The 25,615-nt window shown below is 44.3% G+C and carries 25 protein-coding genes; 20 read left to right on the forward strand and 5 right to left on the reverse strand.

Features of this window, described 5'->3' with window-relative positions; all coding sequences use genetic code 11:
- The first annotated feature begins 45 nt into the window (after nucleotides 1–45).
- Nucleotides 46–372, forward strand: coding sequence for a cyclic-phosphate processing receiver domain-containing protein (locus JOC95_RS16725; protein ID WP_204418339.1), 327 nt, complete (start codon nucleotides 46–48; stop codon nucleotides 370–372).
- A gap of 107 nt (nucleotides 373–479) precedes the next feature.
- Nucleotides 480–983, forward strand: a complete 504-nt coding sequence (locus JOC95_RS16730; protein ID WP_204418340.1) for a uracil-DNA glycosylase family protein — start codon at nucleotides 480–482, stop codon at nucleotides 981–983.
- A 90-nt stretch (nucleotides 984–1,073) separates the two neighbouring features.
- Here JOC95_RS16730 and JOC95_RS16735 read toward each other — a convergent pair whose 3' ends face one another.
- Nucleotides 1,074–2,231, reverse strand: a complete 1,158-nt coding sequence (locus JOC95_RS16735; RefSeq protein ID WP_204418341.1) for an ROK family transcriptional regulator — start codon at nucleotides 2,229–2,231, stop codon at nucleotides 1,074–1,076.
- A 127-nt stretch (nucleotides 2,232–2,358) separates the two neighbouring features.
- On the opposite strand from JOC95_RS16735, the gene uxaC reads away from it, so the two are divergent.
- From uxaC to JOC95_RS16760, 5 genes are read left to right on the forward strand one after another with little or no spacing between them, the layout of a single operon-like run.
- A complete protein-coding gene (gene uxaC / locus JOC95_RS16740) occupies nucleotides 2,359–3,783 on the forward strand; it encodes a glucuronate isomerase (protein WP_204418342.1) in 1,425 nt (474 codons plus the stop codon).
- On the forward strand, nucleotides 3,780–4,835 hold the full coding sequence (gene uxuA, locus JOC95_RS16745; protein ID WP_204418343.1) for a mannonate dehydratase: 1,056 nt from the start codon (nucleotides 3,780–3,782) through the stop codon (nucleotides 4,833–4,835). The genes uxaC and uxuA overlap by 4 nt, the downstream gene beginning before the upstream one ends.
- Nucleotides 4,832–5,680 (forward strand): SDR family oxidoreductase, encoded by an 849-nt coding sequence (locus JOC95_RS16750; protein ID WP_204418344.1) that lies wholly within the window; start codon nucleotides 4,832–4,834, stop codon nucleotides 5,678–5,680. Before uxuA ends, JOC95_RS16750 begins: the two co-directional genes overlap by 4 nt.
- Nucleotides 5,681–5,701: 21 nt before the next feature.
- On the forward strand, nucleotides 5,702–6,349 hold the full coding sequence (locus JOC95_RS16755; protein ID WP_204418345.1) for a bifunctional 4-hydroxy-2-oxoglutarate aldolase/2-dehydro-3-deoxy-phosphogluconate aldolase: 648 nt from the start codon (nucleotides 5,702–5,704) through the stop codon (nucleotides 6,347–6,349).
- Nucleotides 6,346–7,356: a sugar kinase gene (locus JOC95_RS16760; protein WP_204418346.1), complete on the forward strand. Its 1,011-nt coding sequence runs from the start codon at nucleotides 6,346–6,348 to the stop codon at nucleotides 7,354–7,356. The genes JOC95_RS16755 and JOC95_RS16760 overlap by 4 nt, the downstream gene beginning before the upstream one ends.
- Nucleotides 7,357–7,449: 93 nt before the next feature.
- On the opposite strand, the gene JOC95_RS16765 is transcribed toward JOC95_RS16760, so the two are convergent.
- From JOC95_RS16765 to JOC95_RS16780, 4 genes are all read right to left on the reverse strand, one after another.
- Nucleotides 7,450–7,710 carry a hypothetical protein gene (locus JOC95_RS16765; RefSeq protein ID WP_204418347.1) on the reverse strand — a complete coding sequence of 87 codons (261 nt, stop codon included), beginning with the start codon at nucleotides 7,708–7,710 and terminating at the stop codon, nucleotides 7,450–7,452.
- 178 nt (nucleotides 7,711–7,888) lie between these two features.
- Nucleotides 7,889–8,311: a DUF1801 domain-containing protein gene (locus tag JOC95_RS16770; protein ID WP_204418348.1), complete on the reverse strand. Its 423-nt coding sequence runs from the start codon at nucleotides 8,309–8,311 to the stop codon at nucleotides 7,889–7,891.
- 24 nt (nucleotides 8,312–8,335) lie between these two features.
- The gene (locus JOC95_RS16775) at nucleotides 8,336–9,163 is read right to left on the reverse strand and encodes an STAS domain-containing protein (RefSeq protein WP_204418349.1); all 828 of its coding nucleotides are present in this window, start codon (nucleotides 9,161–9,163) and stop codon (nucleotides 8,336–8,338) included.
- A gap of 14 nt (nucleotides 9,164–9,177) precedes the next feature.
- The gene (locus JOC95_RS16780; protein WP_204418350.1) at nucleotides 9,178–10,140 is read right to left on the reverse strand and encodes a D-2-hydroxyacid dehydrogenase; all 963 of its coding nucleotides are present in this window, start codon (nucleotides 10,138–10,140) and stop codon (nucleotides 9,178–9,180) included.
- A gap of 258 nt (nucleotides 10,141–10,398) precedes the next feature.
- Between JOC95_RS16780 and JOC95_RS16785 the strand changes: the two genes are divergently transcribed.
- From JOC95_RS16785 to JOC95_RS16845, 13 genes are all read left to right on the forward strand, one after another.
- Nucleotides 10,399–11,166 carry a 3-hydroxyacyl-CoA dehydrogenase gene (locus JOC95_RS16785; RefSeq protein WP_204418351.1) on the forward strand — a complete coding sequence of 256 codons (768 nt, stop codon included), beginning with the start codon at nucleotides 10,399–10,401 and terminating at the stop codon, nucleotides 11,164–11,166.
- Nucleotides 11,167–11,288: 122 nt separating this feature from the next.
- Complete coding sequence (locus JOC95_RS16790; protein WP_204418352.1) at nucleotides 11,289–13,361, forward strand: sigma-54-dependent Fis family transcriptional regulator; 2,073 nt, start codon at nucleotides 11,289–11,291, stop codon at nucleotides 13,359–13,361.
- A 164-nt stretch (nucleotides 13,362–13,525) separates the two neighbouring features.
- Entirely contained in the window at nucleotides 13,526–15,049 is a 1,524-nt protein-coding gene (locus JOC95_RS16795; protein ID WP_204418353.1) for a class I adenylate-forming enzyme family protein, read from the forward strand.
- Between the two features lie 10 nt (nucleotides 15,050–15,059).
- Nucleotides 15,060–16,235, forward strand: coding sequence for an acyl-CoA dehydrogenase family protein (locus tag JOC95_RS16800; protein ID WP_419096262.1), 1,176 nt, complete (start codon nucleotides 15,060–15,062; stop codon nucleotides 16,233–16,235).
- A 19-nt stretch (nucleotides 16,236–16,254) separates the two neighbouring features.
- Complete coding sequence (locus tag JOC95_RS16805; RefSeq protein WP_204418354.1) at nucleotides 16,255–17,406, forward strand: thiolase family protein; 1,152 nt, start codon at nucleotides 16,255–16,257, stop codon at nucleotides 17,404–17,406.
- A 24-nt stretch (nucleotides 17,407–17,430) separates the two neighbouring features.
- Nucleotides 17,431–19,005 (forward strand): fatty acid--CoA ligase, encoded by a 1,575-nt coding sequence (locus JOC95_RS16810; RefSeq protein WP_204418355.1) that lies wholly within the window; start codon nucleotides 17,431–17,433, stop codon nucleotides 19,003–19,005.
- On the forward strand, nucleotides 19,002–20,105 hold the full coding sequence (locus JOC95_RS16815; RefSeq protein ID WP_239582976.1) for a CaiB/BaiF CoA transferase family protein: 1,104 nt from the start codon (nucleotides 19,002–19,004) through the stop codon (nucleotides 20,103–20,105). Before JOC95_RS16810 ends, JOC95_RS16815 begins: the two co-directional genes overlap by 4 nt.
- Nucleotides 20,106–20,164: 59 nt before the next feature.
- Nucleotides 20,165–21,787, forward strand: coding sequence for a long-chain fatty acid--CoA ligase (locus tag JOC95_RS16820; protein ID WP_204418356.1), 1,623 nt, complete (start codon nucleotides 20,165–20,167; stop codon nucleotides 21,785–21,787).
- A 409-nt stretch (nucleotides 21,788–22,196) separates the two neighbouring features.
- Nucleotides 22,197–23,087 (forward strand): TIGR01777 family oxidoreductase, encoded by an 891-nt coding sequence (locus tag JOC95_RS16825; RefSeq protein ID WP_204418357.1) that lies wholly within the window; start codon nucleotides 22,197–22,199, stop codon nucleotides 23,085–23,087.
- Nucleotides 23,088–23,203: 116 nt separating this feature from the next.
- A complete protein-coding gene (locus JOC95_RS16830) occupies nucleotides 23,204–23,581 on the forward strand; it encodes a TraR/DksA family transcriptional regulator (protein WP_239582977.1) in 378 nt (125 codons plus the stop codon).
- 132 nt (nucleotides 23,582–23,713) lie between these two features.
- Nucleotides 23,714–24,283, forward strand: coding sequence for a TetR/AcrR family transcriptional regulator (locus JOC95_RS16835; RefSeq protein WP_204418358.1), 570 nt, complete (start codon nucleotides 23,714–23,716; stop codon nucleotides 24,281–24,283).
- Nucleotides 24,284–24,331: 48 nt separating this feature from the next.
- Complete coding sequence (locus tag JOC95_RS16840; RefSeq protein ID WP_204418359.1) at nucleotides 24,332–25,273, forward strand: NAD(P)H-binding protein; 942 nt, start codon at nucleotides 24,332–24,334, stop codon at nucleotides 25,271–25,273.
- A gap of 48 nt (nucleotides 25,274–25,321) precedes the next feature.
- Nucleotides 25,322–25,615: hypothetical protein (locus JOC95_RS16845; RefSeq protein ID WP_204418360.1), on the forward strand; the 294-nt coding region annotated here is incomplete at its 3' end.

The raw sequence follows: 25,615 nt of genomic DNA on the forward strand, positions 1-25,615 counted from the left end.
AGTATGTTACACTATATGTAAGTCGAAATAGTTGGAGGGATCATCTTGAAAATAAATGTCTTTCTAGATGATAGTCGCACATGTCCAGAAGGGTACATCCTTGCTGAAGACATTGACGAATGCCTCACCTTGTTAGAAAATAATGCGATTGAGCATTTATCGTTGGACCATGACTTATTGAACAGACATCGGAATGGTCTTTTGCTCGTTCAAATTATGGTGGAGAATGAGCTATATGCGGAAAGAATTACGATTCATTCTGCAAACTCAGTTGGCAGTAAAGCAATGTACACATACTTGAAACAGGCGCAGAAAGAACTGAAAATGCCACAGACGATTAAAGTGATTTTAAGGCCATTACCTTTATTTTAATAGATAACTATGTGAAAAAATCAGACGAAAGTAACCGTTCCTACTTCGTTTGGTTTTTTTATTTTTGATAAAATGGGTCAAAAGAGCAGAGAAAGGGAGGATGCTGAGTGGATTTCATCTACGATCATATTAAAAAGGATCTGGAAATTTTATTTGTTGGATTCAATCCAAGCATTCGTTCAGGGGAAACGGGCCATCACTATGCCAACCCGAATAACCGCTTTTGGACAATCCTTCATCAAGCGGGGATCACCCCGAGAAAATATGCCCCAACAGAAGATTTTAAACTCCTCGACTTGAATTTTGGCCTCACCAATATAGTGTCCAGACCGACAGTCGGTGCAGCGGATATAACTAGGGAAGAATACCGGACTGGACGGGAAGAATTGAAAAGGAAGATTGAACTCAACAAACCTAAAATTGTCTGCTTTGTCGGGAAGGGTGTATATCAGGAATATAGTGGACAAAGAAAGATTGCTTGGGGGATACAGGATAATCCGGTTGTCCCAGGTACCATTGACTTTGTGGCTCCATCTTCAAGCGGGCTTGTAAGGATGAAGCTGGAGGAGATTGTGGCAATTTACAGTGAACTCGATTCATTAAGAAAATGAAAGTTAAAAGAATCAACCATCAAAGAGTTCTTGACGGGCTTTTTGAAAGGTTAGAGAAAGGAAAAAGCCCATCATACCTCTAAATTCCCTCTAAACTTGTGAAAAAACGATATGATCTGTTTTCAAAAAATCTTTGATTACTGAGGCACTAGCACCAAGCATGCAGGCATTTTTTCCAAGCGTCGAAATTTTCAACTCCTTGCGGTGGTTCATGATGGAAGTCAAATTCTTTTCGACTTTTTCCAAGATTGCCGGGTGATACGAGAATATTTCACAGTTGATGATGACTTTCTCGGGATTGAGGATATTAATAATGTTGTTCACTCCAATAGCTAAGTGGGTGGTATAGTTTTTGATGACTTCCTCCACTTCAGCTCCTCCTTTTTCAATTATTTGATGCAGTTCCTCTAAAGGTAAATCCAACCTGCCGATTCTTTCCCTTATTTCCTGCAAGAGCACTTTCTCTGAAGCATATTGCTCAAAGCATCCCTTATTGCCACATGTGCAGGTACGTCCTTCAGGTTCGATGATCATATGCCCGACTTCCCCAGAAAATCCTTCAAAACCCTGAAACAGCATCCCTTGGATGATAATGCCCATCCCGATTCCGGAATACGTTGTAATACATGCAAGATTGGTGCTTTCAGAGGAAAATACTTGTTCTGCCACTGCACAAAGATTGGAATTGTTTGCAATGATAACTGGAACTTGAAAGAAAGATTCCATGGACCGTTTTAGGTCAATATTCCTCCATTGATGCTGTGGCGTAAAAATGATAGTTTGATCATTATCCACAATGCCGTGGACTCCGATGCCGATGCCGATCATTCCATACTTAGATTCAGGCAGTGTCCCCCTCATTTTATTTATGATCGTTTTCAGTTTTTCTTCCACGGCAAGAAAGCCAGAATCTTCAATGGAATGAATCTCCTTAGCGACAATCTTCCCCTTTATATCTGTGGCAGCGATGCTTATGCTGTTTACATCAATGTCAACTCCAATGGCATATCCACATGAACCGTTGAAAGATAAATATATCGGTTTTCTGCCACCGGATGAAACCTCCGCATGTTGTTCCAATAGTAGTCCTTCACCGAGCATATCTGCAATCTGCGAAGAAACGGTAGCTTTGTTCAGGCCGGTAGATTTGGCAATCTCTGCACGTGAAATGCTTTTATGCTGCATTATTTGTTGTAAAATGATTTTTCTATTTAATTGACGGATATATGAAGCATCACCAGTATGCAATAGAATTCCCCCAGATTTAAATAATTGAATTGTGTGTAAATTTCCCCTTGATAAGAAAATAGGGGATGTGTATGATTATATAAAATATAGTTTGTTTAGTAAATAAACTAAGTGGGGGATGAGGAAATTGAAGCCTTTTATCCATGATGACTTTTTGTTGCCCAATAAAATGTCACAAATACTTTACCATGATTATGCAAAGGATCAGCCAATATATGATTATCACTGCCATTTGGATCCAAAGGAAATTTGGGAGAATAAGCGTTTCGCTTCCATCGGGGAGATCTGGTTAGCCGGTGATCATTATAAATGGCGAGCGATGCGAATAAACGGTGTACCAGAGCGGTATATCACAGGCGCTGCACCTGATGTGGAGAAATTTTTCCAATGGGCGAAGACTGTCCCGCATACCTTGGGGAACCCTCTGTATCATTGGACCCATCTGGAACTGGCGAGGTATTTTGACTTCTATGACTTATTGAACGAAGGCACGGCACAGACTGTGTGGGATAATGCAAATGAAAAATTGGCAGCGGATACATTCAGGACGAGGGAGATTATCAGCCGATCGAATGTGCGTATGATCGGTACGACGGATGATCCTACAGATTCACTCGAATATCATGAGTATCTGGCGGAGGATAAAACTTGGCAACCGGAAGTTCTACCGACATTCAGGCCTGATAGGGGAATAGAAATAACGAAGGATACCTTTCTACCTTGGATGGAAAAGCTATCTAGAGTAACAGATAAAGAGATTGCAAGATTGGATGATCTGCTTGATGCCTTAAAGGAGAGAATGGACTATTTCCATGAGAAAGGGGCACGACTCTCCGATCATGGAATGGGCGAAATGGTTTTTGAAACTGCCACAAAGAGTGAAGTGGATGCTATATTCCAAAAGGCATTGAACAATAAAAGATTGTCCATGGATGAGGAGAGGAAATACAAGACTTTCATCCTTATATTTTTGGGGCAAGCTTATGCTGAAAAAGGGTGGACGATGCAGCTGCATATCGGAGCGATGAGAAACAACAATAAAAGGATGTTCGAGAAGGTAGGAGCGGATGCCGGGTTCGATACGATAGAAGATCATCCTGTGGCCAAGCCTCTGGCCAAGTATCTGGATGCCCTCGATTACACCGATCAATTGCCAAGGACCATTCTTTATAATCTTAATCCAAAAGACAATTTTATTTTTGCTTCCTTGGCAGGCAGCTACCATGAAGAAGGGGTACCAGGGAAGGTGCAGTTTGGTTCCGGATGGTGGTACAACGATCAGAAGGATGGAATGGAGCGGCAGATGACTGATTTGGCCAATATCGGATTGCTAAGCAGATTCATAGGGATGCTGACAGATTCGCGCAGTTTTTTATCCTATACAAGACATGAATATTTCAGGCGTATCCTTTGCAACATGATTGGGGGATGGGTCGAAAAGGGTGAGGCGCCTCATGATGAGAGATTGCTTGGTTCATTGGTGAAAAATATATCATTTGAAAATGCAATGAATTATTTTGAACGTTCAAACATTGCGGAGGTGAAGAAATGAAGCTGGCTTTTCGTTGGTATGGGGTGGAAGATAGTGTCTCACTTGAGTATATTCGCCAAATCCCCGGGATGAAAGGAATCGTCTCGGCAATCTATGATATTCCTGTCGGGGAAGTATGGCCGCAGGAAAAAATCGATCATTTGAAGAATGTGATAGAAAAAAACGGACTGTCTCTGGCAGTTATTGAAAGCGTTCCGGTTCATGAGGATATAAAATTGGGACTCCCTTCAAGGGATATGTATATTTCAAACTATATATCCACCTTGCGGAATCTTGCGTCTGCAGGGGTGGAAGTGGTCTGTTATAATTTCATGCCCGTCTTTGATTGGACTCGTTCGGATCTATGGCACAGGTTGGAGGATGGTTCCACTACACTGATTTACGAGGAAGAAACAATAGAAAAAATGAACCCTGCATCCGGCGGCCTTTCATTGCCGGGATGGGACGCTTCCTATAAAGAGGATGACCTGAAGAACCTCCTTGCGTCCTATCAGGATATCACCGAGGAGAAGCTATGGGAAAACCTCTCCTATTTTTTAAAGAAAGTCATACCCGTTGCACAAGAAGTCGCGATTAAAATGGCGATACATCCAGATGATCCCCCATGGTCGATATTCGGTTTGCCGAGAATCATAACGGATGGGGCAAGTCTACAGAGATTGATAGAAATCGAGCAAAGTCCGTCCAATGGCATTACCTTTTGTACAGGATCATTTGGAGCAAAGTCCGATAATGATCTTCCAGCGATGATCCGTGCATTCGGCTCGAGGATCCATTTTGCCCACTGCAGAAATGTAAAAAGGACCGGAGTTAAGACCTTTGAAGAAACCTCCCATCTATCATCAGACGGATCTGTGGATATGGTGGAAGTATTAAAGGCTTATCAGGATATCGGTTACACAGGTCCCCTGCGTCCGGATCATGGCAGGATGATATGGGGAGAAAGCGGACGTCCGGGTTACGGTCTTTATGACAGGGCACTTGGCGCAGTCTATCTAAACGGGATCTGGGAAGCGCTCAGTAAAGTCAAAGGAGATGGGCAAACCTTATGAATATTCCATTCCAGGTGAATCTAGAAGGAAAAGTGGTTGTGGTGACCGGGGGAAGCGGGGTGCTCGGCTCGGCGTTTTGTAAAGCTCTTGCTCAATGCGGTGCCAAAATAGCGATCATCGGGAGAACAGAACATAAAGTGCACAAGCTCGCAGCCGATATCAACGAAAAGGGTGGTACAGCGATCGGGTTGGCTGCTGATGTATTGGATAAAGCGGAACTTGAGGCTGCAAGGGAGAAAATCCAACTGGAATTTGGATCTTGCGATATATTGATCAACGGTGCAGGGGGCAATCATCCCAATGGTACGACAGACCTTGAATATTACAATCAGGGAGATCTGCAAAAAGATGTCAGGACATTCTTTGATTTGGATGAAGAAGGGATCAATTATGTTTTCCAGTTGAATTTCCTTGGGACCCTGCTTCCGTCACAGGTATTCGGGAAAGACATGGTAGAAAAGAAAAGTGGGACGATTATCAATATTTCTTCGATGAATGCATTTTCTCCACTGACCAAAATTCCTGCATATAGTGGCGCGAAGGCGGCGGTCAGCAATTTCACTCAATGGCTTGCAGTACATATGTCAAAAGCAGGAGTGAGGGTGAATGCCATTGCACCGGGATTTTTCCTGACAGACCAAAACAGGTCACTTTTATTGGATAATGATGGTGTACTCACCGAACGGGCAGAAAAAATAATATCACAAACTCCAATGGCCCGTTTTGGAAAAAGTGAAGAACTCATCGGGACGCTGCTCTGGCTGGTGGATGATTGTGCTTCCGGTTTTGTGAATGGTGTGGTTGTGCCGGTTGATGGCGGATTTTCCGCATACTCAGGAGTGTAAATGAAAAGGGGGATGAAAGAAATGAAGCGGTACAGGGTGTTAAAACAACTCATTGACCAAGGAATCGTGGCAATCATTCGCTCGGAAAGTCCAGAAGGTGGTCAAAAGCTGGCAGAAGCATGTGCAAATGGAGGGGTAACTGCGATTGAAGTGACTTTTACAGTCCCGGGTGCCGATAAAGTAATAGCTGCACTAAAGGAAAATATGGGACTGCTTGTTGGGGCGGGTACTGTCCTTGATGCTGAAACAGCCCGGGTAGCCATCCTGGCAGGATCTGATTATATAGTCAGCCCCTGCTTCAACATAGAAACTGCGAAACTATGCAACAGATACCAGGTTCCCTACCTCCCAGGGTGTTTGACAGTAAGGGAAGTAGTGGAGGCACTCGAATATGGAGTGGACATCATCAAACTATTCCCGGGTAACCTGTTATCACCGGACGCAATAAAAGCCTTTAAAGGACCGCTCCCTCACGCTTCCTTTATGCCTACCGGGGGAGTTACCCTAGACAATATCGGAGACTGGTTTAAAGCCGGAGCCATTGCAGTCGGAGTGGGTGGGGAACTTACCGCTCCTGCTAAAGAAGGAAACTACCATGGAGTGACTGAATTGGCAAGGCAATTTGTTGAAAAAGTCCATGAGAGCAGAACAATCGGAGTAAGGCCATGAAAGTGGTGACTTTGGGTGAACTGATGATGAGGCTTACTCCTCCGAATTACAGTCGTTTAGTGCAGGCAACTGAGTTCCAGGCGGTCTTCGGGGGAGGAGAGGCAAATGTAGCGGCTTCCCTTGCATTGTTCGGACATAAGGTACAGTTTGTGACGAAGCTGCCAGAAAATGAGCTTGGGACATGTGCCATCAGGCATTTGGAGCAACAAGGAGTCCAAACTGAATTCATTGCCAGGGGAGGTGAAAGAATCGGCCTTTATTTTTTGGAACAGGGGATATCGGTCCGACCATCGCAGGTCATCTATGATCGCAAACATTCTTCCTTTGCCAAGGCGTGCCAGGGTGACTTTGATTGGGAAGAGATTTTTGTAGGTGCCGACCTTTTCCATACATCAGGAATTACTCTTGGAATCAGTGACAAAGCAAGGGAAATTGCATTGACAGCCATTAAAGAGGCTAAAGAGCGGGGCATCACGACAAGCTTTGATATTAATTATCGAAGTAAACTCTGGGGGTTGGAAGAAGCTCGTCCGGCTATAAAAAGCATACTTCCATATGTGGATATATGCTTTGGCGGCTACTTGGATGCAGTTAAGATCCTCGAAATAAACAGCCCGGTTTCAGGCAAGGATAAAGCCGGACTATATCAAGATCTATTTCAGCAGTTGTGTGCCACATATGGAGTGAGGAAGGTGATTTGCACGTTTCGGGAGACCCTTTCCGTAACAAGGCACTCTCTTACTGGCTATCTCTATTCTAGAGGAGAAAGCATACTTGCCACCGAGTCACAGACCTTTGACATACTTGACCGGGTCGGAGGAGGGGATGCGTTTGCTGCAGGCTTTCTGCATGCGCATCTTTCAGGATGGGGCGATGAGGACGGTTTGAACTTTGCACTTGGCGCTTCCGTATTGAAGCACACCATTTCAGGAGATGCGAACCTTGCAACAGAAAAAGAAATACAAGCATTTGTGGCAGATGAAGGTGTAGGCGGGATTGTGAGGTAGTCTTCTGTTTAAAGCCTTCCCTCACAATGGCTATGTTCATTCATTTAAGAAAAAATCAAACCCCTCTCTTCATGAAGGAAAGGGGCATTGATTTCACCTTGAATGATGCTTGACATCATTGCTTTCCTGCAAGCTTCTCAAAGACTGTTTGATTTCAAGCATATTTTCAATTTGAAGGGTAAGTGTATGCTTTATCAAAGAATTTCTATCCTGTTGTCCATCCTTTAGATGGGTGATATCACTTTTTAGTACCTGGGTGTCATTTTTCATGGAAACTTGATCTTTCTGTATTTGCAGCTGGATCGCTTTTATTTCTTTTAGTTCTGAAAGTATCTCGTTTAATACTTTATCCATTTTTTTCGCTCCCTTTTGTTGTCATATTGCAACCTTTTCTATTGGCTGAATCACCGGAAAAATCTTGAAAACAAATGCATATAGTATAAATTCACTCTTTTGCCACTCTTTAAACTCCAGAAATGAAAGAAAATAAAAAGCAAATGCCTGGAATATGTTCCCCAGGCATTTGCTTTTCTTATTGATTTGGATAGGTTTCCTGTAGAAAACGAACAGATTGTTCGATCAGTTTTTTTAATACATCCACATCAATGTCAGCCAGTTTGTTGATGTACACACAAGCTTTGCCGGTGGTATGTTTACCGAAACCCGCCAGAAGCTCTTCGCGTTTAGAGTCACCTGTGGCAAAATAGAGGCTGATTTTCGCTTTGCGGGGGGAGAAGCCTACCAGGGGTGCATCCCCCTCATGTCCGGTTGGATATTTATAATGATACGATCCAAATCCGATGATGCTCGGTCCCCACATTTTTGCTTGATGACCCGTTGTTTCCGTAAAGATATCCAACAGTTTATAAGCATCCTCCCGCTTTTTGGGGTTATCGACAGCTTCGATGAATTCAACAACACTATTATCTGTTTCTTTCGTCTTTAATTCGTACATAGACAAGCTAAGCTCCTTTCGTTCCTATCGGTCGCTGGCCAGTGCCCCTGCGAGGGTAGGCTTAATGGAAACCTTATCAAAGGATAGGCCAAGATTGACTGTCGTCTGTGCGATTTCAGGGCGAATCCCGGATAGTGAAGTCTTTACACCTATGAGATTCAATGCTCTGATCAGTTGGAAAATCTGGCCTGCTACCATAGTGTCTATGATGACTACGCCTGATAGATCAATGTAAAGATGATTGACTCCCAGCTTCGAGCATTGCTCCAGGGTATGCTCGAGGACAAATTTTGCTCTGCCTGTATCGATATCCCCCACTAATGGGAGCAGCGCCCTATTATTATCCAAGGCAATGACAGGGGAGCTCAGTTCCTGGATCATTTCCTGCTGGGCCTTAAGCGTTTGTTCAGATACTTTCTGATGTTCTTCCACAAACTTCAATACGACTTTATCAAAAGCTTTCATAATCATTTTCATCCAAATGACTTCATTCTTTTGTTCCTCTTCATGTGTGGAGACGAATTCGCTGATGAATTGCAAATATTGTTCCCTTACTCTGAAAAACTCTCTTAAAGTGAAGTGGATGGGGGTTCTCAGGTGCTGCTCGTCCTGAGCAATGGATAAAATCCAATGCTGAAAATCATGGAAGAACTTTGTTTCCTCTTCTATGAAAACTTTACAAAGTTGCAAGTGGAAATCATAGTTCTGCTTTTTTAAGGTTTGAATGACCTCAGGATTTGTGGACGCATAAACACCTGTTGAATTATCCTTATCCAGACTTTCGTACCATTCCTCTGTAAGCACCTTCGCTTTATTCAATAAAAATGAATGCAATTCTTCATTTCTGTGCATACTTGCATCTCCTCTTAGTAACCTTTAGTATAATCAACCAAATTAGTAGGCAGCTGCTTCCCATCCAGATAGTGAACAAGATTAGGGAGGAAGATATTTTCTATTACCCGTTTAGTATAGTATTCCGTTGAGCCTGAAGTATGGGGGGTGATGATGACATTGTCCATGTCCCATAGAGGACTTTCTACTTCAAGAGGCTCTTTTGAAAAAACATCAAGGCCTGCACCTGCAATTTCCCCTGATTGCAATGCGACGACAAGCTCTTCTTCCTTTATGATCTCACCTCTGCCGATATTGATGAGGAAGGAGGATTTCTTCATCAGCTTAAATTCTTTTTCTCCAAACATCTGGAAGGTTTGCGGGGTAAGGGGAAGGGTGATCACTACATAATCGCATTCGGGGAGAACTTGATGAAGTTCGTCTGGGGTATACATGCGGTCAACATTTTCTTCCGCTTTTCCAGAATGCCTGACTCCGAGTACTCTCATTCCAAAAGCTTTAGCAAGTTTTGCAGTTTCGCTACCAATTTCCCCAACGCCTATGATTCCGATTGTCTTGCCGTGCATTTCAAGATTCATATGTGCATGATGCCATTTTCTTTCTTGTTGATTTTTCACATATGTATGTATCTTCCTTGTAAGTGCCAACATCAGGCCGATGATGGTTTCAGAGATGGGATATGCATGCACCCCATTTGCGCTTGTCAGTGTTATACCCTGTGAGTTGAGCTTATCAAGTGGCATCGTGTTTACTCCGGCACTCCACGCCTGCACCCAACGGAGTTCCGATCTACCATGTAGGGACAACTCTTCCAGCTCCTTCTTCCATCCTGCAATGATTTCTGCCTTATTTGCATATGGTGCCCAAATATCCTTCTCTTTACCGACAATCAACTCCCAATCGGGAACAAGGTTTTTTATCTTTTGTGTATATTCATCGCCAATATCCTGTGTAACAATCAATATCCTTTTATTCAAGGTGTGTGTCCTCCAATAGTTGTGATTAACTATATCTTACCAAAATAGTTGGAAAGTAGATAATAATAAGAACATATGGCAGAGATATTTTTCAACCAGTAGATTCATAGGCAACAATCAACAATAAAGTGTAGTCAATAAATGCAGTTTAGGATTGAACTGTCCATTTTTTGGACAATAACGTTCAATCAGAAGCCATAATGCATTGGCACACTTTTTGCATTGAATATAATAAGTAAGAACATTGGAGGGTAAAGAATGAAAATCAAGGATATATGTGCATTGGTAACAGGTGGGGCATCAGGTCTTGGGGAAGCGACGGTAAGGAATATTGTCAGACAAGGTGGAAAAGCACTTATATTGGATCTTTCAGAAGAACGTGGCACGATGCTTGTGGAGGAGTTAGGAGACTCGGTCCTCTTCATCAAGACGGATGTGACCAATGAACAGGAAGTCAGAGAAGCATTGAACAAAGGTATAGAAAGGCTTGGTTTCATTAATGCTGTAGTCAATTGTGCGGGCATTGGCGTCGCTCAGAAAATCCTCGGCAGGAAGGGGACGCATCCACTCGATCATTTTTCAAAAGTGATCAACATCAACTTGATAGGTTCATTCAATGTCATCCGCTTGGCTGCTGAAAGAATGGTGTTGAATGAACCAAATGAGGAAGGAGAACGTGGAGTAATCATCAACACGGCTTCTGTTGCCGCATTTGATGGACAGATCGGACAGGCTGCCTATTCCGCTTCCAAAGGTGGCATTGTGGGTATGACTCTTCCGATTGCAAGAGAGCTTGCTTCATTCGGTGTAAGGGTGATGACGATAGCTCCTGGATTGTTCCATACACCGATGTTTGATTCACTGCCACAAGAAGCGCGGGACTCTTTAGGAAAGATGGTCCCGTTCCCGCCTCGGCTTGGCTATCCTCATGAGTATGCCCAGCTTGTTCAAAGCATCATGGAAAATCCAATGCTGAATGGTGACACAATCCGCCTGGACGGGGCAATCAGGATGCAGCCGAAATAATTTGCAGAATAAAAGAGTGCGAATCTTTTTTATGGGATTCCCACTCTTTTTGTTTCAATTTTCTAACAATTAAAAAGAAAATCCTTTACAATGGTAGTATCTGATGGAAAAGGGGATTAAGGATGATTCCATTAAAAGATATGATAACACCTGTACAGGATAGCACAACGATACATACTAGCTTGAAAGAAGCTTTGGAAATCATGAAACAAAATGGGTGGAACTTATTGCCCGTAACGGATGAAGGGGATAAATTGGTAGGTGTTTTTACAAGGTCGAGCCTTTATCGAATGATAATGGATAAAAGGGACCTGGAGACATCGATCGAAGAATACATAAAGAAAAAGGTATCGACGCTTCCGATCACGGCCACCTATGAAGAAGTAGAGGGGATTGTCCGGACAAGCAGGGTCGGTACAGGCGTTGTGGTGGATCACGGGGAGCGGGTAATGGGGCTTTTCACAAAAACCGATATGGTATTAAGCCTCTTGAAAGCGACCAATACATTAAAGGAACAGCTTGAAACTGTCTTGACACATTCGACCATCGGGGTAATGATGACAGATGAGTTCGAGCGGGTCATCTATTCCAATGAGCGGGTATGCAAAATGTTGGGAATATCAACTTCAGAGCTTCATTCGGCTGAATTATTGACGGTTTTACCCGAAATCGGACAAGCAATAAAACATACTGACACTATACAACCAATAAAGCTCGATCGGTTGAAAGCGGTGCTCACGATGATAAGTTATCAGAATGAACGAAATAGGGTGGGACATATTTTCCTGTTTCAGGATTTGTCGGAGGTAGAAAGCATTGCACAGGAGCTTGAATCAGTAAAAAGCTTGAAGCTGTCCCTTCAGACTGCCATCGATCATGCATACGATGGGATAATGATGACAGATGAAAAACAGTGCATACAGATGGTAAGTCCTTCTTTGTTGGAACTTTTCCAAATGGAACAGAAAAACATTCTTTTTAAAAAGGCGGATAACGTTTTTCCACAGTTTCAATTGTCGAAAGTTTATGAGAGCGAAACGGCAGAAGTCAGTGATTTCAAAGAGATCAATGGGATAAAATATATCGTTCATCGCATCCCGATATTGCAGGATGGCAAGGTGGTGGGTGCGATCGGGAAAATCATGTACCGGCAGCTGAATGAAGTCAGTGAGCTATTCAAAAAACTTCAGAAAGCCGAAAACAAAGCGAACTATTACCATTCCCAATATCAGAAGGCCGAGTCTGCCAAATTCACTTGGGACCATATCATAAGCAAAGACCCCTATATGGAAAAGCTGAAGAAAAGTGCCGTGAAGGCTGCAAAGGGCCGGTCAACCATTCTGATCCGCGGGGAAAGTGGTACGGGGAAAGAATTGTTCGCTCATGCTGTCCACAACAGTTCAGCACGAAAAGAAGGAAAGTTTGTCGTAGTCAACTGCGCAGCAATCCCTGAAGACCTTTTGGAATCAGAGTTTTTTGGCTATGAAGATGGAGCTTTTACGGGTGCCAGGAATAAAGGGAAGGTAGGGAAGTTTGATCTTGCCAATGGAGGGACACTGTTTCTGGATGAAATAGGTGATATGTCTTTGAATCTCCAGGCAAAACTTCTGCGTGTACTACAGGAAAGGGAATTCTACCGGGTTGGAGGGACCAAGAGGATTCAAGTGGACGTCAGGATTATAGCCGCTACCAATCGTAACCTGGAAGAGATGGTAAAAGAGGGGACATTCCGTGAGGATCTATATTATCGCTTGAATGTGATTTCATTTCATATCCCACCTCTCCGGGATAGAGTGGGCGATATTCATCTGTTGATCGGTAAAATGCTGACAGAATTGAATGCCGCATTAAATACCTCAATCACAGGCATGGAACCTCAAGCAAGTGCTATCCTTGAAACCTATCAATGGCCTGGTAATGTAAGAGAACTTCGCAATGTCCTGGAAAGGGCGATGACATTTGCGGAGCATGGAAGAGTCCAGCTTGAAGATCTGCCTGAATATATGGTGGGAGTGCGGCGTGAAAAATACATACCTACCTATTTGCCGGAAGAGAAAATGGCTGAAAGCGCAGAAAGGAACGCAATCGAAAATGCGTTGGAAAAGACAAAAGGAAATAAAGCCAAGGCTGCAAGGATTTTGGGGATAAGCAGATCTGGACTCTATGAAAAAATTAAAAAGTATCAGCTGATATAGTGAAAAAACGAGCAGTCCAATCCATTTACAGTGTCATGTCAGAAGTGTCCATTTAACGGACACTTTTTTAAATTATTGTTTTAAAAGGTAGATTTAACAACGTTTACTATATTGGCACAATTATTGCATCTAAACTTTTAACACCCATAAAAGGAGGATGAAAGATGAACATTGGAATGTATCTATCGCAAAATGCAAGAAAGGTGCCTGATAAACTGGCGATAAGCTGTGAGGACAGGTCCTACACTTACGACCATTTTAATCGCGAGGTAAACAGGCTGGCAAATGGATTACTGGATATGGGCCTTGCCCACGGGGACAAAATCGCTTTCATGATGAAGAATTCCGACCATTTTGTGTTCTCTTATTTTGCGGGAGCAAAAATAGGTGCTGTCATCGTACCGATGAATTTTCGATTAACTTCATCGGAAATAAGCTATATCCTCGGACAGTCGGAGGCGAAAGCTGTAATATGCGACAGCGAATTTGAAGGGGTAGTCCAGAAGGCGATGGAAGGTACTTCTGTTATGAAGGTGGTGGTCGTGGGAACACCAAAAATCGCTGAACATCGATCCTACCATGAAATCCTTTCTGAAAACGAATCGGATCCCGATGTTGCGGTCACAGAAACCGATGATCTGGAAATCCTCTATACATCAGGAACGACAGGCCGCCCTAAAGGCGCATTATTCGATCATCGCCGAATATTCAATGTTGGCTTATCGATGATGATCAGTATGGGGATCAATCAACAAGAGCGTTTCCTACATATCGCCCCGCTGTTCCATTCAGCTCAGTTGAATCTTTTTCTTGTATCGGGAGTTGTACTTGGCGCAACCCATTATATTCACAGGGACTTCCATCCTGTGCATACCCTTCAGGCGATACAGGAGCATCGGATCACCCACTTCTTTGGCGTCCCGGCCATGTTCAACTTCCTGCTGCAGGTCCCTGATGCTGACCGATATGATCTATCATCCATCAGACGATGCGGATATGGAGCTGCACCGATGGCACCGGAACTTGTAAAGAAGAGCATGAACCTTTTTAAAAATGATCAATTCTACAATCTTTGCGGACTGACAGAAGCAGGACCAAATGGGATACTGCTGGATCCAAATGGCCATAAGAACCATCTGGGGAAAAACGGCAAGCCTTCATTCCTGACGGAAGCCAAGGTGGTCGATGAAGCGGGCCGGGAGATAGAACCTGGTGCTGTCGGTGAATTTATCCTTCGTGGCGAGTCGATCATGAAAGAATATTATCGAAAGCCAGAAGAAACGAAAGCGACGCTAAAAGATGGCTGGCTTTATACAGGAGATTTGGCCACAGTTGACGAAGAAGGTAATATCACCTTGGTGGACCGCAAAAAAGATATGATCATCTCAGGCGGTGAAAATGTCTATTCCATTGAAGTCGAAGAAGTTCTCTATGAACACCCTCAGGTTTTGGAGGCGGCAATCATCGGACTCCCTGACGAGGTATGGGGTGAAGCGGTTTGTGCCGTTGTTGTCCCACATCAGGACCAGGTGGTGAACGAAGAGGAACTGAAGCAGTTCTGCCGCCAGAAGCTCGCTGGCTACAAGGTACCAAGAAGGATTTTTATCGAAGAGGCACTTCCCCGAAATGCATCCGGGAAAATACTGAAATATCAGCTGCGTCAGCAACTAAATAAAGTGAAGGCTTAGAGGTGGTAAAATGAAATCGCTTTCAATGAAAAAAGGAGTTTTGGAGCATCCATACTTGACGGAAGAGCATCATCAATTCCGAAAGTCATTAAGGAAGTTTTTGGAGAAGGAAGCGTATCCCTTTTATGAGGATTGGGAAGAAAACAGAATCATTCCCAGGTCTTTTTGGGAGAAGATGGGGGAACAGGGCTATCTATGCCCCGATATCGATGAAAAGTATGGAGGAAGTGAAACTGACTGGGGCTATTCGGTTGTTATCAACGAAGAGCTGGAACGGGTAGGTACGGGCTTGATCGGGATTGCGCTTCATAATGACATTGTTGTACCATATCTAACCTCATTTGGGACCGATGAGCAGAAGGACCGCTGGCTGCCCCATTGCGTTACTGGAAAAACCATTACTGCAATCGCGATGACAGAACCTGGAACGGGATCGGATCTTGCGAATATCAAGACAACAGCAAGGCTTGACGGTGACCACTACATTGTAAATGGTGCAAAGACCTTTATCACAAACGGCATCCATGCCGACCTGGTAATCGTGGCATGTAAGACGGATACGGAGATCCAGCCAAAGCATAAAGGTGTGAGTCTTCTTGTCATCGAGAGGGGGCACCCGGGCTTCAGCAGGGGAAGGAAGCTGGATAAGGTGGGACTGCATTGTCAGGACACTGCAGAGTTATACTTTGAAGATTGCAAAGTGCCAAAAGAGAATCTCTTGGGTGAAGAAGGAAAAGGCTTTTTGTACTTGATGGATAAGCTGCAGCAGGAGCGCCTGCTTGTTGCAATCGGTGCCCAGGTTGCGTCTGAGGAGATGCTGCAGGACACGATTGACTATGTCAAAAGCAGGGAGGCATTCGGGAAGCAGATCAGCCAATTCCAGAACACTCAATTCAAGATAGCGGAAATGGCGACGGACGTCGAAATGGGCAGGGCGTTTCTCGATAAATTGATCGGGGAGCATATGCAAGGTGAAAATGTAGTCACGAAAGTTTCCATGGCAAAGTGGAAGCTGACGGAGATCGCCCGCAATATCGCAACCCAATGCATGCAGCTGCATGGTGGATATGGCTATATGGAAGAATACAAAATTGCAAGAAGATACCGTGATATTCCGGTCGCGAGCATCTATGCTGGGACAAATGACATCATGAAGACCATCATAGCAAAAAATCTGGGACTATAAAGAAAGGAAGTTATGCAACATGAGAGAAGTCGTCATTGTCGAAGGGGTACGCTCCCCTGTAGGAAGAAGAAACGGACTTTTAAAAGATATGAGACCGGATGATCTGGCCGGCGAAGTTTTGAAGGAACTGGTTAACAGGGCAGGCATAGATGCAGGTATGGTAGAGGATGTTATTCTGGGCTGCGTCACACAATCCGGGGAACAGGCAGGTGATATTGCCAGGGTAGCTGCCTTGATTGCCGGTTTTCCGATCGAAGTGCCTGGCACCACCCTTGACCGCCAATGCGGGTCCAGTCAGCAGGCTGTTCATTTTGCCTCCCAGGCGATTTTGGCTGGGGACATGGATATCGTGATTGCAGGCGGTGTGGAGAATATGTCGCGTGTGCCGATGGGATCCAACTATCAGAAGGCACCATTCAGTGACAAGCTGACGGAACGCTACGAAATAATAAACCAGGGATTGTCGGCAGAAAGGATTGCCGAAAAATATGGTTTCACAAGGGAGGATTTGGACCGCTTTTCCTATGAGAGTCATCAGAAGGCATTGAAAGCACAGGCAGAGGGCTATTTTGAAAAGGAAATCATGCCACTCGAAGTCAAACAGCCTGATGGGTCGACCACTGTCATAAGAGAGGATTCCGGTCCGAGGGCAGAGACTTCTGTCGAAGCTCTTGGAGCATTGAGGACTGTATTCAAAGAGGATGGAGTGATCCATGCAGGCAATGCAAGTCAGATCAGTGACGGTGCTGCGGCACTTCTTCTCATGACAAAAGAAAAGGCTTTAGAGCTTGGATTGAAGCCCCGTTTCAAAGTCCATACAAGGGTAGTGGTCGGTTCGGACCCGACCTTGATGCTGACAGGCCCAATCCCTGCCACGAAAAAAGTTCTGGAGAAGTCCGGTCTATCGCTAGAAGATATCGACATTTTCGAAGTGAATGAGGCATTTGCGCCTGTTCCGTTGGCATGGCTGAAGGAGACAGGGGCAGATCCCTCTAAGCTGAACCCGAATGGAGGGGCGATAGCACTTGGTCATCCGCTTGGGGCTAGCGGGGCAAGGATCATGGTGAGCATGATGCATGAACTCGAGCGGACTGGAGGAAGGTATGGGCTGCAGACGATGTGTGAAGGTCACGGGATGGCGAACGCGACAATTATTGAACGGTTAACCTAAACTACGAGGTTCAGGAGGAGAAAGATGTCTATTACCATAGGAAAAATCTTTGATCTTGCCGTACAGAAGTTTCCTGATAAAGAAGCGATATTTGATGTAAGGAAGAATGTCCGCCTAACCTATAAAGAATGGGATCATGAAGTGAACAAACTAGCCAATGCGTTTGTTCAGGCGGGTGTGAAAAAAGGGGACAGGGTATCCACTTTCCTTTTTAACACGGAAGAACTGGCTTCAACCATGCTCGCTTGTGCAAAAATCGGCGCTATCTTCAATCCAATCAATTTTCGGCTGGGAACAGAAGAGGTAGCTTATATTCTGGAGGATGCACAACCGAAGATCGTAGTGATGGAGCAGGCGCTTGATCATGTAATTTCCCAGATCGCCAATCGCTTTGGGGAGATCAGCTTCTGGAAAATTAACGGGGAACCGTCAAGCTATGCAGCAAGCTTTCAGGATAAGGTAGCTTCAGCTTCAGATCGAGTAGTGGATTCGGATGTCCTGGAAAGTGATATCTATGCCATCATGTACACAAGCGGTACGACAGGAAGACCAAAGGGTGTCGTCCACCTTCATCGTGAAATGGCGGAGCAAAGCCTGATTGTGATAGCGGCAACCAGACTGGAAGCTTATGATGTTGGTCTGGTGACAGCACCGATGTTTCATTGTGCCGAGCTGCATTGTGCGGTGATTCCAAGAATTCATGTGGGGGCAAGCAATGTCATCCTACATCATTTTGAGCCGAAAAAAGTGCTGCAGCTGATTCAGGAGGAAAAGGTAACGAAGTTCTTTGCAGCACCGACAATGTGGAATATGCTCCTTCAGGAAAACCTGAACGCCTATAATTTGGAGAGCCTGAAGCTTGGGTTATACGGGGCAGCACCAATGGCGCCTGCTCTTGTACGCGCCTGTCACGAGCAGTTGGGCATTTCACTTGTACAAGCTTATGGAATGACTGAAATGGGCCCTGCCATCACCTTTTTATCGGAAAAGGATCAGCTGACAAAGGCAGGCTCTGCCGGTCAGGCGTGCTTGAACCATGAAATCCGTATTGTAAGGCCGAATGAAAATGGCCCATCAGATCCCGATGACATGATGCCGGCAGGGGAAGCTGGGGAAATCATCGTAAAAGGACCTTGCATGATGAAAGGATACTTCAACAGGGAGGAAGCATCACAACACTCCATGCATAAAGGCTGGTATCACTCAGGGGATATCGGTTATCTCGATGAGGAAGGTTTTCTATGGGTAAAAGACAGAGTGGATGACATGATCATCAGCGGAGGGGAGAATATCTATCCCCGTGAGGTAGAGGATGTCCTTTATGAACATAAGGGAATACTCGATATCGCTGTAGTCGGTCTGCCTGATGACAGTTGGGGCGAAACCGTCACTGCGTTTGTCGTGAAAAAAGATCCTTCCCTGACTGAAGAGGAGTTGGATCAATGGTGTCAGAGCAGCGCAAGGCTCGCCCGATATAAGCGCCCAAGAAAATATATGTTTGTCGATGCGCTTCCCCGAAATGCGAGCGGGAAAATTCAGAAGTTTGTTCTGAGAAAACAGATGGAGGAAATCTACACGGGAGAGAAAGCTTCCACATGATAGAGGGGATGCTCGAAGGAATCAGAGTGATTGATTTTACCAACTACCTCCCGGGGCCTTTTGCCTCGCAACGATTGGCGGAGCTCGGAGCGGAAATCATCAAGATCGAGTCCGTGCAGGGTGATCCGGCCCGTCATACCGGTTTGAAAAGGGATGGGACAGGCATTGTCTATCTTGCAAACAACCGGGGGAAAAAGAGCATTTCGGTAGATCTGAAAAAGGAAGGCTCCCTTGATGTGATTTTGGGCCTCATTGATAGTGCAGATGTTGTAATGGAAAGCTATCGGCCAGGTGTGATGGAAAAATTGGGGCTTGACTATGAATCTGTCAAAAAGAGAAACGAAAGAGTCGTTTATTGTTCCATAACTGGATACGGAGACAAGGGCGAATGGAGCAGTCTTGGCAGCCATGATTTAAACTATATGGCGTTGAGCGGTGTATTAGCACAGTTGAAAGATAAAACAGGCAGACCCATTCATCCCTCCATCACCATAGCCGACTATTTTGGAAGTTTTGCTGCATGCGAACGCATACTGGCAGCGCTTCTATCAAAGATAAGGACCGGCAAAGGAAGCTATCATTGCATTTCCATCACAGATGTCATGGCCACCATGATGGGAAATCATTTGGCAATCTATGAGGAGACAGGGGAGCCCTATGGAATTTCACAACTTAACGGGCAGATCCTCTGCTATGGAATCTATGAAACAATGGATGGAAGATTTATCACCCTTGCGGCTTTGGAGGAGAAGTTCTGGATTAACTTTTGTAAAGCAATAGACAGACCCGATTGGAAAAACGCCCAATTCTCCTGTCAAAAAGAGAGCAACCCTGTTTATCGCGATCTGAATGAGCTTTTCCTAAGTAAATCATTTCAGGAGTGGATAGAATTTGGGAGACAGGTTGATTGCTGTCTGTCACCAGTTTTGGAAGTGGGGGAATTGGAAAACTTCCCTTATTTTCGGGATAAAGGAATGGTGCATAGGACAGAAGAAGGTCATCTTGAAGTGAGTATGCATGATGGTTCCGTAAAGGGTACAGGCAAGTCGCCAAGCCTAGGTGAGCATAATAGTCTGCTTGATTCACAGGTACGGCAATGAAAACCGGTTCAGAAAAACTGCAATCTATTAAAAAGTGAATGAGGAAGGGGTAATCCAAGATGATGAATATACCTATGACTGTCAGTTCGCTACTAGAAAGAGCAGAAAAGTTCTTCCCGAATAAAGAGGTTGTTTCCCGCACACTCTCAGGTGTCGAGCGCTTTTCCTACAGGAAGATAGGGGAGCGGACAAGAAGGCTCTCAAGTGCACTCGAGAAATTAGGTGTACAAAGAGGGGATAGAGTGGGGACGTTTGCATGGAACCATCATCGTCACCTTGAAACCTATTTTGGGATCCCTGGTATGGGGGCAGTGCTGCATACGATCAATATCCGTTTGGCCCCTGAGCATGTCTCCTATATCGTGAATCATGCCGAGGATGTTGTGCTCCTTGTGGATGAAGATCTCCTGCCTCTCGTGGAACGGGTCAAGGATCAGCTCGACACGGTAAAAGCGTTCATCATCATGACGGATAAAAAAGAGCTGCCGGAGACAAGGCTTCACCCTGTGTTTTCCTATGAGGATTTATTGGAAGAAGGAGACCCGAACTATTCCTTTGTAAAAGACATCGATGAAAATGACCCTGCCGGGATGTGCTATACTTCGGCAACGACCGGAAATCCAAAAGGGGTCGTCTATTCCCATCGATCCCTTGTACTCCATAGCTTTGCACTTGGACTGGCTGATACTGCCGGGCTGTCCGAATATGATATATGTATGCCGGTGGTGCCGATGTTCCACGCGAATGCATGGGGGCTTCCTTTTGCAGCAACCTGGTTCGGTACGACACAGGTACTGCCTGGCCCGCAGTTTACGCCTCAGCTGCTTGCAGAGCTTATCGAGCAGGAAAATATCACGCTCACGGCAGGGGTGCCGACCATCTGGCTTGGGCTATTAAATGAACTGGAAAAAGGGGATTACGATACATCCAGCCTGCGAGCCATCCTTTGTGGAGGATCGGCAGCCCCGAGAGGGATGATCAAGGCCTTTGAGACAAAATATGGCATCCCGTTCCTACATGCATATGGAATGACCGAGACGACCCCTCTGGCGACGGTCTCCCGCCTGAAGAGCCATCAGACTGGTCTTGATGAAGAAAAGATGCTCGATATCCGATCCATGCAGGGGCTCCTTGTCCCGGGACTGGATATGAAGGTAATTGGACCTGACGGGGAAGTGAAATGGGATGGCCAGGAAATGGGTGAGCTATGTCTCCGGGGACCATGGATCGCGGACGAATATTACAAGGATGAACGATCTCGTGATGCTTTCAAGGATGGTTGGCTTCATACCGGGGATGTCGTCACCATCGATCCAGAAGGCGTCGTGAAAATAGTCGACCGAACAAAAGACCTGATAAAAAGCGGTGGCGAATGGATTTCATCCGTTGATCTGGAGAATGCCATCATGGCACACGAAGCAGTCTTTGAAGCAAGCGTGGTGGCTGTTCCCCATGATGAATGGCAGGAAAGGCCAGTGGCGTGTGTGGTCCTGAAGGAAGCATATAAAGGGAAGGTGGAGAAACAGGAGATATTGGACTTCATCTCTCCGCAGTTCGCCAAATGGTGGCTTCCGGATGAAGTGATCTTTATGGAGGAAATCCCAAAAACCTCTGTAGGTAAATTCCTCAAGCGGGCACTTCGCGATATGGTGACAAAGGAAATGAGCGGCGCAGTGGAATAGGGGATTGACTTGGATGGCGGGCTTCCGGTTTTGGGAGGCTCGTTTTTTTTGTGGAGGGGGGCGGGAAGTTGTGATGTTATGTGGACGGAGGTTGTGCGAAAATTGTCGTTTTGTGCGTTTTATCGATATGTGATTCATTTTCGTTGATATATAGAATTTTTTATTGATATATTAAAATTTTCGTTGATATCGTGTTCAAAATCATTGATATATCGAAATTTTCATTGATATCCGGAATTCATCAAGGTTCTTCAACATCAGTTCAAAGAGTGAAGCCATATAAATACCGAAAATCACAGCATTAGTACCATGTTAAATGTTAAGATGGAAGTAGAATACCATAATTTAGTACGATGGCTTATCAAATTACATATGGAAGACAAAAAATCTTAGAAAGGACAGGGCCGATATGAATAAAAAGGTTATTTTAGCCGGCGGAACAGGCTTTATCGGGAAGTATCTCGAAAATGAGTTCCTGGAAAAAGGCTATGAAGTGAAAATTATCTCCAGACAGCCGCAACATATCTCTTGGGATGATAAAAAAGGAATTATTGCTGCCCTAGAGGGGTCGGAAATGCTGATCAATCTTGCCGGAAAGTCTGTCGATTGCCGCTACAATGAAAAGAATAAAGAAATGATCATGAAATCAAGGACGGAAACGACAGAAATACTTGGTAAAGCCATTCTGGAAACTAGGCAGCCACCTGAACTTTGGCTCAACTCCAGTACCGCAACCATTTATCGCCATGCAGAGGACAGGCCGATGACGGAGAAGGATGGGGATATCGGTACAGGATTCTCAGTGGATGTCGCGAAGGCATGGGAAGAAAGCCTATTCCAATTTCAGCTTCCACACACAAGGCAAATAGCGCTAAGGATTGCCATCGTGCTTGGGAAAGATGGCGGCGTGATGATTCCATTCAAGAACCTGGTGAAATTCGGGTTTGGCGGTGTGCAAGGTCCAGGGAATCAGATGTTCAGCTGGATACATATTGAAGACGTCCATCAAATCATCCTTTTCTTGCAAAAGCGGAAAAATCTTTCAGGAGTATTTAACGTCGCTGCTCCAAATCCCATTTCAAACCGTGAGTTCATGGCTTCCCTAAGGCAAAAAATGAATCGAAGAATCGGTCTCCCATCCCCGGAATGGCTGCTTGAAATAGGTGCAGTCGTCATAAGGACGGAAACCGAATTGATATTAAAAAGCAGATGGGTGATACCTGAAAGGCTGGAGCAGGAGGGCTATACCTTCAAGTATGAAAAAATAAATGAAGCATTGGATGAGATTATCGAAGGTTAATAAAGACTGGAAGCATTGACCGATTAGTAAGCAGTTTCAACTTTCATCACGAACCCCGATCCGTTTCAATTTCCGGATTAAGGGGAATGTTCCTTATAGACAGAAGGGAGCAGATTATGATGACATTATCAAACAATGAAATTAGTGTGTTGAAACAGAAGCTGACCGCAATGAAAAAGAGCATAGAGGAAAAACAGGAAAACAGCCTGCTTGACGAGTCCATGAGGGAATCGACAGGTGATATCACAACCGGAATCGGCAATCACCTTGCAGAAGGAAATGCCGAGCGTGTCGAGCGGGAACAAGAGCAAACCTTTGAACAGATCGATGATAAGGTTCTTGGAGAAATTGACGAAGCATTGCACAGAATTGAAGAAGGTTCTTATGGTGTGTGCGTTGATACAGGTGAAGAGATTCCCTATGAACGTTTGGAAGCATTGCCGTATGCAAAAAGGACTGCACAAGCACAGGAAAAATATGATCAAGGTTATTGATTTTTCAAGGAGCCACCTTTTACTAAAAAGGTGGTTTTTAATTTTGGAAAAAGTTTAAAAATCACTTGACATTATTTTCTATTCGCAATATAGTTTAATTAAACAGTGGTCAATTAATTTAGAGGAGTCCTTATGTCACCAAGAAAATCTGTCGCAGAAGAACTTACACAAGATAAAATAATGGATGCAGCTCGGGAACTGTTTACAAACAAAGGCTACCAGCACGTCTCGATGAGGCAGATAGCTTCATCACTCGGTTATAGCCATGGATCCCTATACTATCATTTCAAAAATAAAGCGGAACTTTTTTATGCAATGATCGAAAACGATTTTAAGTGGTTGGATCAGTGGCTGGACGAGGTTTTAGCATCTAATCTGACAAACGATGAGAAAATTCGTGAAGTGCTTTTGAAGTTCATTCAATTCGGACTTGAGAACAAAAGCCATTACGAAATGATGTTTATGGTGAGTGACGAAGATGTACGTAACTATATCAATACAGGGCCTAATAAATCCTATGAGAAATTTGCATACTCGCTCGTCACATTGAGTAATCATAGGATATCCATTCAAAAAACCTGGTCCGTATTTCTGTCCCTGCATGGTTTTGTGAGTCATTATTGCAGATGTGAGGAAAGCTTCGAGGAAGTGGAGCCGTTAGCGAAAGGACATGTAGATTTTATCCTGAAATCTTTGGGGTAAAATTTTTTATCAGTATTTGACCAATGGTTAATTAAAGGGGGATTTTAGATGAGAAAAGCATTAGTAATCGGTGCATCAGGTGGAATGGGCTATGCCATCGTTAAGGAATTAGTCTGTCGAGGAATAGAGACTGTAGCTTTCGCAAGAGATGGGGCGAAACTGGAAGGACTATTTGGAAAAGAAGAATTAGTGGCGATACAGCCTGGAGATGCAGAGAATGCGCAACAGCTAATAGAAGCAGCCGAAGGATGTGATGTAATTTTTCATGCCCTGAATATCCCTTACTCACAATGGAAAGAAAAGTTACTTCCTATCGTAAAGAACATTATAAAAGCTGCAGAAATGACTGGAGCAAAGCTTGCGGTTGTCGATAACATCTATGCTTATGGAAAAAGCAGTGCAAAATTATTATCAGAGGACACAGAGAAAAGGCCGCACACGAAAAAAGGGAAAATCCGATTGGAAATGGAACAACTTATTTTCAATTCAGACGTACCTGCTTTCATTGCGCACTTTCCGGATTTTTATGGTCCGAATGCAACCAATACCTACATGCATTATACGTTGAACCAAATAGTGTGGAAAAATAAAGCGGGATATGTAGGTCCGAAAACTATTGCAAGAGAATTCCTCCTCACCACTGATGGTGCCAAAGCAATGGTCACATTGGCGCTCCACCCGAAAGCGTACGGACAGAACTGGAACATTCCTGCTAACAGGACCATTACAGGTAATGAACTGGAGCTATTGATAAAAAATGAACTGGGAGAGAAAAAGTCCCTCTACTCCATTTCAAAACCGATGTTTGCTTTTTTTAGCCTGTTTGCCGGTAAGGACATGAGAGAGGGGCTGGAGATGCAGTACATTGCCAATGAGGCAACAATCCTTTCTGGGTCAAAATATGAAAACGAAATAGGACCACTACCCCGTACTTCATATGAAAAAGGACTGAGGGAGACCATTCAATATATGAAAAATGGGAAAGATTGAGTAGAACTTTATAAGAGCCTCTGAACATCTGATTCTTTTGGAAGCCTAATGGCTTTTTGGAAAAATGATTTAAATGAAAAAGCCAATAGCGGAGTGCTAATGGCTTTTTTGAACGATTCCTCCAATGAAAAAGCCAATAGCGGCGTGCTAATGGCTTTTATAAACGATTCCTCCAATGAAAAGGCCAATAGCGGCGTGCTAATGGCTTTTTTGAACGATTTCTCCAATGAAAAAGCCAATAGCGGCATGCTAATGGCTTTTTTGAACGATTCCTCCAATGAAAAAGCCAATAGCGGCGTGCTAATGGCTTTTATAAACGATTCCTCCAATGAAAAGGCCAAT

It is taken from the genome of Sutcliffiella tianshenii, from assembly GCF_016908565.1.
Classification (GTDB): domain Bacteria; phylum Bacillota; class Bacilli; order Bacillales; family Bacillaceae_I; genus Sutcliffiella_A; species Sutcliffiella_A tianshenii.

Bases quoted from the DNA above. Each gene is read 5' to 3' on its own strand.
- JOC95_RS16760 (WP_204418346.1), top strand. From the start codon at position 6,346: ATGAAAGTGGTGACTTTGGGTGAACTGATGATGAGGCTTACTCCTCCG.
- JOC95_RS16830 (WP_239582977.1), top strand. From the start codon at position 23,204: ATGATGACATTATCAAACAATGAAATTAGTGTGTTGAAACAGAAGCTG.
- JOC95_RS16810 (WP_204418355.1), top strand. From the start codon at position 17,431: ATGTCTATTACCATAGGAAAAATCTTTGATCTTGCCGTACAGAAGTTT.
- JOC95_RS16795 (WP_204418353.1), top strand. From the start codon at position 13,526: ATGAACATTGGAATGTATCTATCGCAAAATGCAAGAAAGGTGCCTGAT.
- JOC95_RS16755 (WP_204418345.1), top strand. From the start codon at position 5,702: ATGAAGCGGTACAGGGTGTTAAAACAACTCATTGACCAAGGAATCGTG.
- JOC95_RS16750 (WP_204418344.1), top strand. From the start codon at position 4,832: ATGAATATTCCATTCCAGGTGAATCTAGAAGGAAAAGTGGTTGTGGTG.
- JOC95_RS16800 (WP_419096262.1), top strand. From the start codon at position 15,060: ATGAAATCGCTTTCAATGAAAAAAGGAGTTTTGGAGCATCCATACTTG.
- JOC95_RS16775 (WP_204418349.1), bottom strand. From the start codon at position 9,163: ATGCACAGAAATGAAGAATTGCATTCATTTTTATTGAATAAAGCGAAG.
- JOC95_RS16770 (WP_204418348.1), bottom strand. From the start codon at position 8,311: ATGTACGAATTAAAGACGAAAGAAACAGATAATAGTGTTGTTGAATTC.
- JOC95_RS16835 (WP_204418358.1), top strand. From the start codon at position 23,714: ATGTCACCAAGAAAATCTGTCGCAGAAGAACTTACACAAGATAAAATA.
- JOC95_RS16815 (WP_239582976.1), top strand. From the start codon at position 19,002: ATGATAGAGGGGATGCTCGAAGGAATCAGAGTGATTGATTTTACCAAC.
- JOC95_RS16825 (WP_204418357.1), top strand. From the start codon at position 22,197: ATGAATAAAAAGGTTATTTTAGCCGGCGGAACAGGCTTTATCGGGAAG.
- JOC95_RS16785 (WP_204418351.1), top strand. From the start codon at position 10,399: ATGAAAATCAAGGATATATGTGCATTGGTAACAGGTGGGGCATCAGGT.
- JOC95_RS16840 (WP_204418359.1), top strand. From the start codon at position 24,332: ATGAGAAAAGCATTAGTAATCGGTGCATCAGGTGGAATGGGCTATGCC.
- JOC95_RS16820 (WP_204418356.1), top strand. From the start codon at position 20,165: ATGATGAATATACCTATGACTGTCAGTTCGCTACTAGAAAGAGCAGAA.
- JOC95_RS16765 (WP_204418347.1), bottom strand. From the start codon at position 7,710: ATGGATAAAGTATTAAACGAGATACTTTCAGAACTAAAAGAAATAAAA.
- JOC95_RS16790 (WP_204418352.1), top strand. From the start codon at position 11,289: ATGATTCCATTAAAAGATATGATAACACCTGTACAGGATAGCACAACG.
- JOC95_RS16805 (WP_204418354.1), top strand. From the start codon at position 16,255: ATGAGAGAAGTCGTCATTGTCGAAGGGGTACGCTCCCCTGTAGGAAGA.
- uxuA (WP_204418343.1), top strand. From the start codon at position 3,780: ATGAAGCTGGCTTTTCGTTGGTATGGGGTGGAAGATAGTGTCTCACTT.